Genomic DNA, 13,733 nt, shown 5'->3' with positions numbered 1-13,733 from the left:
ACATTTCAACATGCCGACCACCCCTGAACCCAAACTGATCACCGGCAATGCCAACAAGCCGCTTTCGCAGGCGATCGCCCGTCGCATGTCGATGCATCGCGGCGTCAATGTCGGGCTGGTCGATGCCCGCGTCGAACGCTTCAACGATCAGGAGGTCTTCGTCGAGGTCTATGAAAACGTCCGCGGCGAGGACATGTTCATCATCCAGTCCACCTCGAACCCGGCCAATGACAACCTGATGGAACTGCTCATCATGTCCGACGCGCTGCGCCGCTCCTCGGCCAAGCGCATCACCGCCGTGATCCCCTATTTCGGCTATGCCCGCCAGGACCGCCGCTCCAAGGCGCGCACCCCGATCTCGGCCAAGCTCGTCGCCAACATGCTGGTCGGCGCAGGGATCGAACGGATCCTCACGATGGACCTGCACGCCACCCAGATCCAGGGCTTCTTCGACATTCCCGTCGACAACCTCTATGCCGCGCCGGTCTTCGCGCTCGACATCAAGTCGCAGTTCAAGGACGTGCTGGACGACGTGATGATCGTCTCGCCCGATGTCGGCGGCGTGGCGCGCGCGCGCGAACTCGCCAAGCGGATCGAAGCCCCCCTCTCGATCGTCGACAAACGCCGCGAAAAGGCCGGCGAAATCGCGGAAATGACCGTGATCGGCGATGTGACGGGCAAGAAATGCGTGATCGTCGACGACATCTGCGACACCGCCGGAACGCTCTGCAAGGCCGCCCAGGTGCTTCTGGATAACGGCGCCTCCGAAGTCCACGCCTATATCACCCACGGCGTGCTTTCCGGCCCCGCTGTCGAGCGGATCACCAAATCGGTGATGAAATCGCTGGTCATCACCGACACGATCCAGCCCACGGCCGACATCAAGGCCGCGCCCAATATCCGCATCATCCCGACCGCTCAGATATTCGCCCAGGCGATCCTGAACATCTGGAACGGCACCTCGGTCTCGTCGCTGTTCGAGACCGAAACCCTCGAACCCATCTATGAGGGCCAGTTCGGCACCTGACGCCGCGCGCGCCGCAAGCGTTCAGTAAAGCTGCCAGTCATCCTCATGCCTGGCCTCGCCGATGGCCATCCAGCGGATTCGCGCCCGCGCCACGCGGGTATCGCCCCAGGTGCGGAACACCACCTCGAACCCGGCCTCTGTGATGTTTTCGGCCGCCACATCGGCACGCGCATTGGTGGCACTGTCCATGTCCCACATCGACAGCGACACATGCACCATGGGCGCGCTCCGGAACGGCTCCTTGAAGCTGAGCGCCTTGCGCCGCGCGCGTGCACCTTCACCAGTCCACATCTCGCCGCCATCCTCGTAATCCGAGAACAGCACGTCATCGCCCTGCGCGATTCCTATGAATTGACTGGTCAGATACTTCATGGCGTGATCCCGGCGTTCCGGCCAACCCTGATAGGGCTTTTGGACGGAATTGAGAAGGAGAAAAGGTAAATCGGTGAACATCTCCGCCCGCATCCGTCGCACCCGTCACCGAAATCGCCCTTGCATTCGCCCCGCCGCGCAGCCCAAGGTCGGCGCGCCTGACAGGGATAGGACAGTCACATGCCGGATACCGAAACGCAACGCACATTGCTTCTGACCGGGGCCAGCCGCGGCATCGGCCACGCCACGGTGCGTACCTTCGCCGCCCGCGGCTGGCGCGTGATCAGCTGCTCCCGCCAGCCCTTTTCCAGCGAATGCCCCTGGCCCAACGGCGAGCGCGACCATATCCAGGTCGATCTCTCGGATCCCCGCCAGACCATCGCCGCCGTCGAGGAAATCCGCTCTCGTCTCCCCGAAGGCCGGCTGGACGCTCTGGTCAACAATGCCGGGATCTCGCCCAAGGGCGATGCGGGCGCGCGGCTCAACACCATCGACACCGGGCTCGATGTCTGGGGTCAGGTGTTCCACGTCAATTTCTTCGCCCCCGTGGTGCTGGCGCGCGGGCTCATCGATGAACTCTCGGCCGCAAGGGGCGCGGTGGTCAACGTCACGTCCATCGCCGGGGCGCGGGTGCATCCCTTCGCCGGGGCGGCCTATGCCACCTCCAAGGCGGCTTTGGCGGCGCTCACCCGCGAAATGGCGCATGATTTCGGCCCCTCCGGAGTGCGGGTCAACGCCATCGCCCCGGGCGAGGTGGAAACCGGCATCCTCAGCGAAGGCACCGACAAGATCGTCGAAACCCTGCCGCTTCGCCGCCTCGGCCAGCCATCGGAAGTGGCCGAGGCGATCTATTTCCTCTGCACCGAGGCCAGTTCATATGTCTCGGGCACCGAAATCGAGGTAAACGGCGCGCAACACGTCTGACCCGGTCCTGCACCCGAACTGGCCCCCCTTCATCTGGCCCGAAATACCTCGGGGGGTCCGGGGGGCTGGCCCCCCGGCCTTCCCCCCGAAAAGCGACGCCGCATCAACGCCAGTGGCCCGCAACGGCAAAAGGCCCGCCAAGCGGCGGGCCTTTCACGAAATACGCAGCGGCGCGGGGACTCAGTTCGGCGAGATGCCGATATGATCGCCCATCGCCACCATGTCCGCCAACAGCTTGGCGGCGTCGTCCACCGGGCCAGGCTCGTTGGCGAAGGTCTCCTGCGCCTTGGCCAGCTTGTCGGTTGCCTCATCCACCAGTGCCTGGAAATGCTCCTTGGTGATCTCGTCGCGCGGGATCGCGCGCTCGGCCAGAACCGACACGGTCTCGCCGTCGATCTCGGCGAAACCGCCGGTCACGACATAATCCGAACTGCCCTCGGCGCCCGTCACCGTGACAAGACCGGGACGCAGCGTGGTGATCAGCGGACTGTGCTGCGCCATGACCGTCAGATCGCCCTCGGCGCCCGGAATGCGCACTTCGCTCGCTTCCATCGACACCAGCCGCCGCTCGGGCGACACCAGATCGAATTGCACTGTCTCAGCCATGCTTGGCCTCCTTGTCATGCCCGCACCCCGGATCAATGCGATCCGGGGCCGGACAGGCGTTCATCAGGCCGCGTCGGCAGCCATCTTCTCTGCTTTGGCCTTCACATCGTCGATGCCGCCGACCATGTAGAAGGCGCCTTCGGGCAGGTGGTCATACTCACCCGCGACCACGGCCTTGAACGATGCGATCGTGTCTTCCAGCGGCACCTGGATGCCGTCCGAACCGGTGAACACCTTGGCCACGTCGAAGGGCTGGCTCAGGAAGCGCTGGATCTTGCGGGCGCGCGACACGGTCAGCTTGTCCTCTTCGCTCAACTCGTCCATCCCCAGAATGGCGATGATGTCCTGCAGCGACTTGTAACGCTGCAGGATGCCCTGCACGTCGCGGGCCACCTGGTAATGCTCGTCCCCCACGATGGCCGGGTCCATCAGGCGCGAGGTCGAATCGAGCGGGTCCACGGCCGGGTAGATGCCCAGCTCCGAAATCGCGCGGTTCAGAACCGTGGTGGCGTCGAGGTGGGCAAAGGTCGTGGCCGGGGCCGGGTCGGTGAGGTCGTCCGCGGGAACGTAGACGGCCTGGATCGAGGTGATCGACCCCTGCTTGGTCGAGGTGATCCGCTCCTGCATCTGGCCCATGTCGGTGGCCAACGTTGGCTGATAGCCCACGGCCGAAGGAATACGGCCCAGCAGCGCCGACACTTCCGAACCCGCCTGCGTAAAGCGGAAGATGTTGTCCACGAAGAACAGAACGTCGGTGCCCGACTGGTCGCGGAACTGCTCGGCCAGGGTCAGGCCTGTCAGGGCGACACGGGCACGCGCGCCCGGCGGTTCGTTCATCTGGCCATAGACCAGCGCAACCTGGCTCTCTTCCAGATTATCGGGCTTGATGACGTTGGATTCGATCATCTCGTGGTAAAGGTCGTTGCCCTCGCGGGTCCGCTCACCCACACCGGCAAAGACCGAATAGCCCGAGTGCACCTTGGCGATGTTGTTGATCAGTTCCATGATCAGAACCGTCTTGCCCACGCCGGCGCCGCCGAACAGGCCGATCTTGCCGCCCTTGGCGTAGGGCGCCAGCAGGTCGATCACCTTGATCCCGGTGACCAGCACTTCGGATTCCGTCGACTGCTCGGCGAATTCCGGTGCCGGCTGGTGGATCGAGCGCATTTCCTTGGCCTTGATCGGCGCGCCCTCGTCGACGGGCTCGCCCACCACGTTCAGGATCCGCCCCAGCGTGGCGTCGCCCACCGGCACCGTGATCGGGCCACCGGTGTCTTTCACTTCCTGACCGCGCACCAGACCTTCGGTGGCGTCCATCGCGATGGTGCGCACGGTGTTCTCACCAAGGTGCTGCGCCACTTCCAGAACCAGCCGCTTGCCGTTGTTGTCGGTTTCCAGGGCGTTCAGGATCTCCGGCAGGTGATCGCCGAACTGAACGTCCACCACGGCGCCGATCACCTGGGTGATTGTGCCTTTTGCTTGTGCCATGTCTCGTGTCTCCGGTCTCGGTTAGAGCGCCTCGGCGCCCGAAATGATTTCAATAAGCTCGTTGGTGATGACGGCCTGACGCGAACGGTTGTATTCGATCGTCAGCTTGTCGATCATCTCGCCGGCGTTGCGGGTGGCGTTGTCCATCGCAGACATCCGCGCGCCCTGCTCCGAAGCGCCATTCTCCAGCAATGCGCTGAAGATCGCCGTCGCCACGCCGCGCGGCAGAAGATCGGCCAGGATGGCCTCCTCGTCCGGCTCGTAATCATAGACGACACTGGCGTCCTGCGCCTCCTGGGCGGAATCCTCGTCCACCTGGAACGGGATCACCTGCTGCATGGTCGGGATCTGGCTGACCACATTCTCGAACCGCGAGAAGAAGATCTTGGCCACATCGAACTCGCCCGCATCGAACCGCTCGAGAACCTCGGCGGCGATCGCCTGCGCATCGGCGTAGCTCAGACGCTTGACGTCGCTCAGATCGACATGGTGGACGAAATGCTTGCCCAGATCGCGCTTCAGCGCATCCCGGCCCTTCTTGCCCACGGTGATGATCTTCACGGTCTTGCCCTGGGCCAGCAGCTCGTTGGCCTCGACCCGCGCCTTCTTGGCGATATTGGCGTTGAAACCACCGCACAAGCCCCGCTCGGCGGTCATCACGACCAGCAGGTGCACGTCATCCGACCCGGTGCCGCGCAGCAGCCGGGGGGCGCTGTCGCTGTCCCCGACCGAAGCGGCCAGCTTGCCCATCACGGCGTTGAACCGCTCGGTATAGGGACGCGACTGCTCGGCCGCGTCCTGCGCCCGGCGCAATTTCGCCGCGGCCACCATCTGCATGGCCTTGGTGATCTTGCGGGTCGATTTGACCGACGCGATCCGGTTTTTCAGGTCCTTGAGATTCGGCATTGCCTTATCTCCCCCTTAAGCGAAGTCGGCGGCGAATTCGTCCAGCGCAGCCTTGATCTTGTCCTCGGCCTCACCCTTCACCTTGGGATCTTCCTCGGTGATGAAGTCCAGCAGATCCTGATGCTTGCCACGCAGGTGGTTCAGCAGGCCCTGCTCGAAACGGCCGACCTGATCGACACCGATCTTGTCCAGATATCCATGCGTGCCCGCATAGATCACACAGACGATCTCGGCATTGGTCAGCGGCGAATATTGCGGCTGCTTCATCAGCTCGGTCAGGCGCGCACCACGGTTCAGCAGCTGCTGCGTGGCGGCGTCGAGGTCCGAACCGAACTGGGCAAAGGCCGCCATCTCGCGATACTGCGCCAGTTCAAGCTTGACCGGGCCGGCGACCGATTTCATCGCATTGGTCTGCGCCGACGAACCCACGCGGCTGACCGACAGGCCGGTATTCACGGCCGGGCGGATGCCCTGGTAGAACAGTTCGGTCTCAAGGAAGATCTGACCGTCGGTGATCGAGATCACGTTGGTCGGAATGAAGGCAGACACGTCGCCGCCCTGCGTTTCGATGATCGGCAGCGCCGTCAGCGACCCCGAGCCGTTATCCTCGTTCAGCTTGGCCGAACGCTCCAGCAGGCGGGAGTGAAGGTAGAAAACGTCACCCGGATAGGCTTCGCGGCCCGGCGGGCGGCGCAGCAGCAGCGACATCTGGCGATAGGCCACGGCCTGTTTGGAAAGATCGTCGTAAACGATCAGCGCATGGCGGCCGTTGTCGCGGAAATGCTCGGCCATGGCGGTGGCGGCATAGGGCGCCAGGAACTGCATGGGCGCGGGGTCCGATGCGGTGGCGGCAACGATGATGGAATATTCGATGGCGCCGGATTCTTCCAGCTTCTTCACCAGCTGCGCCACGGTCGAACGCTTCTGACCGACGGCGACATAGACGCAGTAAAGCTTCTTGCCCTCGTCGTCGCCGGCGGCGTCGTTATAGGACTTCTGGTTCAGGATCGTGTCCAGCGCCACGGCGGTCTTGCCGGTCTGGCGGTCGCCAATGATCAGCTCGCGCTGGCCACGGCCGATCGGGATCATGGCGTCAACCGACTTCAGGCCGGTGGCCATCGGCTCGTGAACCGATTTGCGCGGAATGATGCCCGGCGCCTTCACATCGGCCAGGCCGCGATTCTTGGTCTTGATCGGGCCTTTCCCGTCCAGCGGGTTGCCCAGACCGTCCACGACGCGCCCGAGCAGTTCATCACCGATCGGAACGTCCACGATCGACTTGGTGCGCTTCACCGTGTCGCCCTCGCCGATCTCGCGGTCCGAGCCGAAGATCACGATACCGACATTGTCGGTCTCGAGGTTCAGCGCCATGCCCATGACACCACCGGGGAATTCGACCAGCTCGCCGGCCTGGACATTGTCCAGCCCGTGCACGCGCGCGATCCCGTCACCAACCGAAAGAACCCGGCCCACTTCGGCCACTTCGGCCTCCTGGCCGAAATTCTTGATCTGGTCCTTCAGGATCGCAGAAATCTCTGCAGCTTGGATACCCATTTATCCGACCTCTTTCATTGCATTCTGGAGGGAATCGAGGCGCGAACGGATCGAGGTATCGATCATCTTCGAGCCCACCTTGACGACAAGACCGCCGATGAGACTTTCATCGACGGTCGCATTGATCTTGACAGTCTTGCCGACGCGCGCCTTGAGCGTCTTCGCCAGCTTGTCGGATTGTGCCTTGGTCAGCGCCTTGGCGCTGGTCACGTCGGCGGTCACTTCGCCCTTGTGGTCGGCGATCATGGCGCGCAGCTGCTTCAACAGATGAGGCAGCACGAACAGGCGGCGGTTGGACGCCATCACGGCCAGACCGTTGGCCATGGACGGCTCAAGTTTCATCTTTTCCGCCAGCGCGGCCATGACCTTCCCCTGATCGGCGCGCGTCAGGACCGGCGACGCGATCACATCACGCAGCTCGGCGCTTTCGTCGAGGGCGGCGGACAGGTCGGCGATGTTGGATTCCAGTTTGGCCAGAGATTTGCTTTCCGTCGCAATCTCGAAAATGGCGGTGGCATAGCGCTCGGCAATGCCGGATGAGATCGAAGCTGGTTCGGACACGTCCACCCTTCCGATTTTCTGGCCCCGGTCTTGACGCAGAGGTATCATCTGCTGCCGGGGGCGTTGAAGATTTCAAAGCACCGAAATTCGGCAGGGGTGTAGCAGAGCCTTGCCCACCTAGCAAGCTGCACGCAAAGCGTTGTATACCATTGAATACTACATGTTTTCAAAGACTTGCCCCAAGTGCGACCGTTTGCGCGAATTTTCCCGAATGAAAAAGTTATGATTCTGCGTGTATTTCGCGATTCCTTGGCGCGTTTGTCGCGCGAATGCCGCTTGCGGACGTTAACGCTATCAGCGTGGCGCGGCCCTTTGCGGCTCCGCTTCCAAGGTGTATCGCTCGCACGGGCGCAACCTCTGCGCCTCTTCAACGGGCACCCTCATGACGCATCCGTATACGCTTGTTCTGACCCTTTCCGTGGCCCTGCTGATCGCATGGGGGACGCTCTCGCCGCCGGGCGCGCCCGGCGCGGCGCTGCCCCTCAGCGACAAGCAGATCCACGCGCTCGCCTTCGCGCTCCTGGTGCTGCCGCTCGGCTGGGTGCGACCACGCGCCGCGCTCTGGTTCGGGCCGCTGGCCCTGGCCTATGGCGGCGCGATCGAGCTGATCCAGCCCTTCGTAGGGCGCAGCGCCGAATGGGGCGACTTTCTGGCCGACGCCATCGGCATCGCCCTCGGCCTCCTCCCCGGCCAACTCCGCGCGCGCCTCGCGCGGTTGGGCTGATCCAAAGCGCATCACCGGGCCGCGGTGCGGCGATGACATCGTGATGGTCCGCACCTAATCCCCGCCTATCCGAAAACCGCGACAGGCCGCGCCTGCCCCGCCAGATCACCGCCCGAAAACCAGTCTGTACGAAATTTCGCCGCAGACATCCGAATCCTGTACAAAACCGCCGTACAAAACGGACGTTTCGTACATCTTCAGACCGGCTTCGCCTCGGGTTTCGGCTTCAGGACATCCAGCGGCTTGCGCACCGTTTCGCGCAGCCCCGGCCCTGAGGGCGCATGCACCCGCTTGGTCGCCTCGACGATCAGAACGCCCCCGGAGAGCACCACCGACAAGCGGCCGCCCAGCCGCTCCCACATGCCCGCCGTCTTGCGCCAGAACCGCTTTTCGGATGGCGGCTGATACAGGGTCGTGGCGTGCTTAAGCGGCATGAAACCGCGCAATTTCAATTGGTTCTCCAATTGCGACTGGCTATAGGGGCGCCCGAATCCGAACGGCGTGCGGTCCGAGCGCGACCACAGACCAGCGCGGTTGGGCACCACGAACAGCGCCGATCCTCCCGGCCCCAGCACCCGCCAGCATTCCTCCAGCAGCGCGCCCGGATTCTCGCTCGTTTCCAGCCCGTGCATCACCAGCAGCTTGTCCACATGCCCGGTTTCCAGCGGCCAGACCGTCTCCTCGCACAGCACCGAAACATTCGGCCCGCCCTGCGGCCACCCGATAACCCCTTGAGGCGCAGGCATTAATCCGATCACCCGGCGCGAGTCCTCAAGGTAGGGGCGCAGGAAGGGCACCGCGAATCCGAACCCCACCACCGTCTGCCCCTGCGCCTCGGGCCAGAACCGCCCAACCTCGATGCGCACCGCCTTCTGCGCCGCACGCCCCAACTGGCTGCGATAATAGAAGTTGCGAAGGTCCTGCACATCGAGATGCATTGCAGCCGGGCCCATGATCGGTCAGTCTCGACGCTAACATTAACCGGCAATCGGGAAAATACCATGACTCTTCAGATCGAGACCATTCCCTGCCTTTCGGACAACTACGCCTATCTGGCGCATGACCCGGATACAGGCCAGACCGCCGCGGTGGATGTCCCCGAGGCGCAACCGATCCTCGACATACTCGAGGAAAGGGACTGGACTCTCAGCCATGTACTGATCACCCATCACCACGCCGATCATGTGCAGGGCCTCGACGAACTGCTTGAAAACGCACATGCCAAGGTCATCGGCGCCGCAGCAGACGCCCATCGCCTGCCGCCGCTGGATATCGCGGTGCAGGAGGGCGACAGCATCATCATAGGCAACGCCACCGGCCATGTGATCGAAGTGCCCGGCCACACGGTCGGCCATATCGCCTTTCATTTTCCCGAAAGCGAAACGGTCTTCACCGCCGACAGCCTGATGGCGCTTGGCTGCGGGCGGGTGTTCGAGGGCACAATGGAACAGATGTGGGACAGCCTTTGTAAACTGGCCGCCCTGCCGCCCGCCACCACCGTCTGTTCCGGCCATGAATACACCCAGGCCAACGCGAAATTCGCACTGACCATTGATCCTGACAATGCCGCGCTTACATCTCGTGCAGCGGCGGTGGACGCGGCCCGCGAGAAGGGTCACCCCACCGTGCCGTCCAAATTGTCCGAGGAACTGGCAACAAACCCCTTCCTGCGCGCCACCGACCCCGCGATTCAAGCGCATCTTGGCATGACCGGGGCCGATCCGGCCAAGGTTTTCGCCGAAATCCGCAAGCGCAAGGACGCGTTCTGATCGCCCAACTGCAACATTTGCAATCCCACGGAACGAAAAGTGACCGCCCGGAGCCAGAAAAAACTTGAAGACCGGGTGATATAGACCAAACTTTAAACCTATCAGGCCACGGTCGGTGGCTCAGCCCCCGACCCAGATCAGCAAGGAGCACAACGTGCCTTCATTTTCGACCACGCTGGAACAGGCAATCCATGCGGCGCTGGCCCTGGCCAACGCCAGGCAGCACGAGTTCGCCACGCTGGAGCACCTTCTGCTGGCGCTGATCGACGAACCCGACGCCGCGCGCGTGCTCAAGGCCTGCAGCGTCGATACCGAGGATCTGCGCGGCACATTGGTGGAATTCATCGACGATGATCTGGCGAATCTCGTCACGGACATCGAAGGGTCCGAAGCCGTGCCGACCGCCGCCTTCCAGCGCGTCATCCAGCGCGCGGCGATTCATGTTCAATCCTCGGGCCGCACCGAAGTGACCGGCGCGAACGTGCTGGTCGCCATCTTCGCCGAACGGGAATCGAACGCCGCCTACTTCCTTCAGGAACAGGACATGACCCGCTATGACGCGGTGAATTTCATCGCCCATGGCGTCGCCAAGGATCCCGCTTACGGTGAATCGCGCCCCGTCACCGGCGCCACCGAATCCGACAGCGAAAACACCCGCGCCGATACTGAATCCGACGCCGTCGAAGCCGGGGAATCCGCGCTCGCGAAATACTGCGTCGACCTGAACGAGAAGGCGCGCAGCGGCGATATCGATCCACTGATCGGGCGCGACTCCGAGGTCGAGCGCTGCATTCAGGTGCTGTGCCGCCGTCGCAAGAACAACCCGCTCCTGGTAGGCGATCCCGGCGTCGGCAAGACCGCCATCGCCGAGGGCCTGGCGCACAAGGTCGTCAAGGGCCAGACGCCCGCGGTGCTGTCCAAGACCACGATCTATTCGCTCGACATGGGCGCGCTTCTGGCGGGCACCCGCTATCGGGGCGATTTCGAAGAACGGCTCAAGGCTGTGGTCAACGAACTGGAGGCCCACCCCGACGCGGTCCTGTTCATCGATGAGATCCATACCGTCATCGGCGCAGGCGCCACGTCGGGCGGGGCGATGGATGCCTCCAACCTGCTCAAGCCCGCGCTTCAGGGCGGCAAGCTGCGCTGCATGGGGTCCACCACCTACAAGGAATTCCGACAGCATTTCGAAAAGGACCGCGCGCTCAGCCGCCGCTTTCAGAAAATCGATGTGGTCGAGCCCACGACCGACGACGCGATCAAGATCCTCAAGGGCCTCAAACCCTATTTCGAGGAACATCACAGCGTCAAGTACACCAATGATGCGATCAAGACGGCGGTTGATCTGTCGGCGCGCTACATCAATGACCGCAAGCTGCCCGACAAGGCGATCGACGTGATCGACGAGGCCGGCGCGGCGCAGCATCTCGTTGCCGCCTCCAAGCGCCGTAAATCCATCGGCGCCAAGGAGATCGAAGCCGTCGTCGCCAAAATCGCCCGCATCCCGCCCAAGAACGTCTCCAAGGACGACGCCGAGGTGCTCAAGGATCTGGAAAAGACGCTCAAGCGCGTGGTGTTCGGGCAGGATACAGCGATCGAGGCCCTCTCGAGCGCGATCAAGCTGGCGCGTGCCGGCCTGCGCGAGCCCGAGAAACCCATTGGCAACTACCTCTTTGCCGGGCCGACCGGCGTCGGCAAGACCGAGGTGGCCAAGCAACTGGCCGACTCGCTCGGTGTCGAACTGCTGCGCTTCGACATGTCCGAATACATGGAGAAACACGCGGTTTCCCGCCTGATCGGCGCGCCGCCGGGCTATGTCGGTTTCGATCAGGGCGGGCTTCTGACCGACGGTGTCGATCAGCACCCCCATTGCGTCTTGCTTCTGGACGAGATCGAAAAGGCGCACCCCGATGTCTACAACATCCTGTTGCAGGTGATGGATCATGGCGCGCTGACCGATCACAACGGTCGCACCGTCGATTTCCGCAACGTGGTGCTGATCATGACCTCGAATGCCGGGGCGACCGAACAGGCCAAGGCGGCCATCGGTTTTGGCCGCGACCGTCGCGAGGGCGAGGACACGGCCGCGATCGAGCGCACCTTCACGCCGGAATTCCGCAACCGTCTGGACGCGGTGATTTCCTTTGGTCCGCTGCCCAAGGACGTGATCCTGCAAGTGGTCGAGAAGTTCGTTCTCCAGCTCGAAGCGCAATTGATGGACCGCAACGTCACTATCGAGCTGACCAAACCCGCCGCCGAGTGGCTGGCAGAAAAGGGCTATGACGACAAGATGGGCGCGCGCCCTCTGGCCCGCGTTATCCAGGAGCACATCAAGAAACCCCTGGCCGAGGAACTGCTGTTCGGCAAATTGTCCAAGGGCGGTGTGGTCCAGGTCGGCGTCAAGGACGGCAAGATCGACCTGCGCATCGACGGGCCGGATCGCCCCCGCCTGTCCGGCAAGCGGCCACCTCTCCTGACTGCGGACTGACCATGCGCCGGGCCACTGGCGCGCTTCTGCTCTGGCTGATGTCGGTCGCCTCACCTATGGCGGCCGACCAACCGGAACTGTCTCTCCCCCTTGCCTGCGACCTTGGCGAGACCTGCTTCATCCAGGATTACGTCGATACCGATCCCGGCGAAGGTCAGCGCGACCACGCCTGCGGCCTCAAGAGCCGCGACGGCCACCGCGGCACCGATATCGCACTCCTGTCATTCGAGGCGATGGACCAAGGTGTCAGCGTCCTTGCTGCCGCGCCCGGAATCGTGGCCGCCACCCGCGACGGCGTTCAGGATCGGCCGGTCAGCGCCGATAACCGCGCCGAAATCGAAGGGCGCGAATGCGGAAACGCGGTGCGTATCGACCATGACGGCGGCTGGCAGACCCTTTATTGCCACATGAAGAGCGGAAGCATCACCGTGAAATCCGGTCAACAGGTGCAGGCGGGGGACGTTCTCGGGCTTGTCGGGCTCAGCGGGCTGACCAATACGCCGCATCTCCATCTGGGCGTGATGAAGGACGGCGAGGTGGTCGATCCCTTCAACCCCGAAAACCGCGACACCTGCGGCGCGGCATCGGGCGACGGACTGTGGCGCGACGTACCGGGCTACGATCGCGCGGGGCTGTTCACGGCCGGGTTCGCGACCGCAGTGCCGGAACTCGAAACTGTCCGGTCCGGCGCCGCCCGGATGCTCGAGGCCGCGCCCGATCAACCGCTGGTGCTGTATGCGCATGTTTTTTACGCCAAACCCGGCGATACGCTCACCCTCACGGCCCAGGGGCCAGAGGGCGAAATTTTCTGACCCAGCCCCTTAATGCGGGCCGTTTGGATGTAGAATCCGTTCCTGTTTCTTTCTCGTGATTAGGTTGCGGTCAAGGCCTGCTGAGCGGAGTCCTTGCGTAGCTCAAGCGCAGCAGGCCGGGTCGCACGGTTGAGATTGGCGTATACGGCTGGTGCCAATCCACCAAGCGACGTGTGTGGTCTTTGGGTGTTGTAATCGATCCTCCAGTTTTCGATGATCTTTCGGGCTTCGGCGAGATTGCCGAAGATATGCTCATTCAAACACTCATCTCGCAGTCGGCCATTGAAGCTTTCCACGAATGCATTCTGCATTGGCTTTCCGGGCGCGATGTAGTGCCAGCCGACACCCGTTTCCTGGCACCATCGGAGAACGGCGTGAGACGTCATTTCCGTTCCATTATCCGGGTAGTGCCCCGGGAGGTGGTGTAAGAGTCCGCGCGCGTTTGGGGCTGGCGGCCACCGCGCTTCTTCGTAGTCTGCGGTTGTTCAACGACCGATGACAA

General features: G+C 63.2%; 13 protein-coding genes and 1 pseudogene. 6 read left to right on the top strand and 8 right to left on the bottom strand.

Annotation, left to right across the window (positions count from 1 at the left end):
* Positions 1 to 10: 10 nt before the first annotated feature.
* Positions 11 to 1,027 (top strand): ribose-phosphate pyrophosphokinase, encoded by a 1,017-nt coding sequence (locus tag N5A93_RS10250; protein ID WP_268954993.1) that lies wholly within the window; start codon positions 11 to 13, stop codon positions 1,025 to 1,027.
* Between the two features lie 21 nt (positions 1,028 to 1,048).
* Here N5A93_RS10250 and N5A93_RS10245 read toward each other — a convergent pair whose 3' ends face one another.
* Complete coding sequence (locus tag N5A93_RS10245) at positions 1,049 to 1,399, bottom strand: H-type lectin domain-containing protein (RefSeq protein ID WP_268954992.1); 351 nt, start codon at positions 1,397 to 1,399, stop codon at positions 1,049 to 1,051.
* Positions 1,400 to 1,579: 180 nt separating this feature from the next.
* Between N5A93_RS10245 and N5A93_RS10240 the strand changes: the two genes are divergently transcribed.
* Positions 1,580 to 2,323, top strand: coding sequence for an SDR family NAD(P)-dependent oxidoreductase (locus N5A93_RS10240; RefSeq protein WP_268954991.1), 744 nt, complete (start codon positions 1,580 to 1,582; stop codon positions 2,321 to 2,323).
* Between the two features lie 180 nt (positions 2,324 to 2,503).
* On the opposite strand, the gene N5A93_RS10235 is transcribed toward N5A93_RS10240, so the two are convergent.
* The 5 genes from N5A93_RS10235 to N5A93_RS10215 all read right to left on the bottom strand — a co-directional run bounded on the left by N5A93_RS10235 (position 2,504) and on the right by N5A93_RS10215 (position 7,438).
* Positions 2,504 to 2,929 (bottom strand): F0F1 ATP synthase subunit epsilon, encoded by a 426-nt coding sequence (locus N5A93_RS10235; protein ID WP_268954990.1) that lies wholly within the window; start codon positions 2,927 to 2,929, stop codon positions 2,504 to 2,506.
* 63 nt (positions 2,930 to 2,992) lie between these two features.
* Complete coding sequence (atpD, locus tag N5A93_RS10230) at positions 2,993 to 4,417, bottom strand: F0F1 ATP synthase subunit beta (RefSeq protein WP_268954989.1); 1,425 nt, start codon at positions 4,415 to 4,417, stop codon at positions 2,993 to 2,995.
* Positions 4,418 to 4,438: 21 nt separating this feature from the next.
* Positions 4,439 to 5,323 (bottom strand): F0F1 ATP synthase subunit gamma, encoded by an 885-nt coding sequence (locus N5A93_RS10225; protein ID WP_268954988.1) that lies wholly within the window; start codon positions 5,321 to 5,323, stop codon positions 4,439 to 4,441.
* Between the two features lie 15 nt (positions 5,324 to 5,338).
* Complete coding sequence (gene atpA, locus N5A93_RS10220; protein ID WP_268954987.1) at positions 5,339 to 6,877, bottom strand: F0F1 ATP synthase subunit alpha; 1,539 nt, start codon at positions 6,875 to 6,877, stop codon at positions 5,339 to 5,341.
* Entirely contained in the window at positions 6,878 to 7,438 is a 561-nt protein-coding gene (locus N5A93_RS10215) for a F0F1 ATP synthase subunit delta (protein ID WP_268955128.1), read from the bottom strand.
* Positions 7,439 to 7,820: 382 nt separating this feature from the next.
* Between N5A93_RS10215 and N5A93_RS10210 the strand changes: the two genes are divergently transcribed.
* Positions 7,821 to 8,162 (top strand): VanZ family protein, encoded by a 342-nt coding sequence (locus tag N5A93_RS10210; protein ID WP_268954986.1) that lies wholly within the window; start codon positions 7,821 to 7,823, stop codon positions 8,160 to 8,162.
* Between the two features lie 197 nt (positions 8,163 to 8,359).
* On the opposite strand, the gene N5A93_RS10205 is transcribed toward N5A93_RS10210, so the two are convergent.
* Complete coding sequence (locus tag N5A93_RS10205; protein WP_268955127.1) at positions 8,360 to 9,100, bottom strand: methyltransferase domain-containing protein; 741 nt, start codon at positions 9,098 to 9,100, stop codon at positions 8,360 to 8,362.
* 63 nt (positions 9,101 to 9,163) lie between these two features.
* Between N5A93_RS10205 and gloB the strand changes: the two genes are divergently transcribed.
* The 3 genes from gloB (at position 9,164) to N5A93_RS10190 (ending at position 13,231) form a co-directional block, all read left to right on the top strand.
* The gene (gene gloB / locus N5A93_RS10200; RefSeq protein ID WP_268954985.1) at positions 9,164 to 9,931 is read left to right on the top strand and encodes a hydroxyacylglutathione hydrolase; all 768 of its coding nucleotides are present in this window, start codon (positions 9,164 to 9,166) and stop codon (positions 9,929 to 9,931) included.
* A gap of 154 nt (positions 9,932 to 10,085) precedes the next feature.
* Complete coding sequence (gene clpA / locus N5A93_RS10195) at positions 10,086 to 12,419, top strand: ATP-dependent Clp protease ATP-binding subunit ClpA (protein WP_268954984.1); 2,334 nt, start codon at positions 10,086 to 10,088, stop codon at positions 12,417 to 12,419.
* Between the two features lie 2 nt (positions 12,420 to 12,421).
* Complete coding sequence (locus N5A93_RS10190) at positions 12,422 to 13,231, top strand: M23 family metallopeptidase (protein WP_268954983.1); 810 nt, start codon at positions 12,422 to 12,424, stop codon at positions 13,229 to 13,231.
* A 59-nt stretch (positions 13,232 to 13,290) separates the two neighbouring features.
* Here N5A93_RS10190 and N5A93_RS10185 read toward each other — a convergent pair.
* Positions 13,291 to 13,632: pseudogene (locus N5A93_RS10185) on the bottom strand (integrase core domain-containing protein); the annotation flags it as partial.
* Positions 13,633 to 13,733 lie beyond the last annotated feature (101 nt).

Origin of the sequence: Roseovarius salincola (assembly GCF_026891095.1) — a bacterium.
Taxonomy (GTDB): domain Bacteria; phylum Pseudomonadota; class Alphaproteobacteria; order Rhodobacterales; family Rhodobacteraceae; genus Roseovarius; species Roseovarius salincola.
Note: the sequence above shows the minus strand (reverse complement) of the source record. Positions and strands in the feature narration are given on the sequence as shown.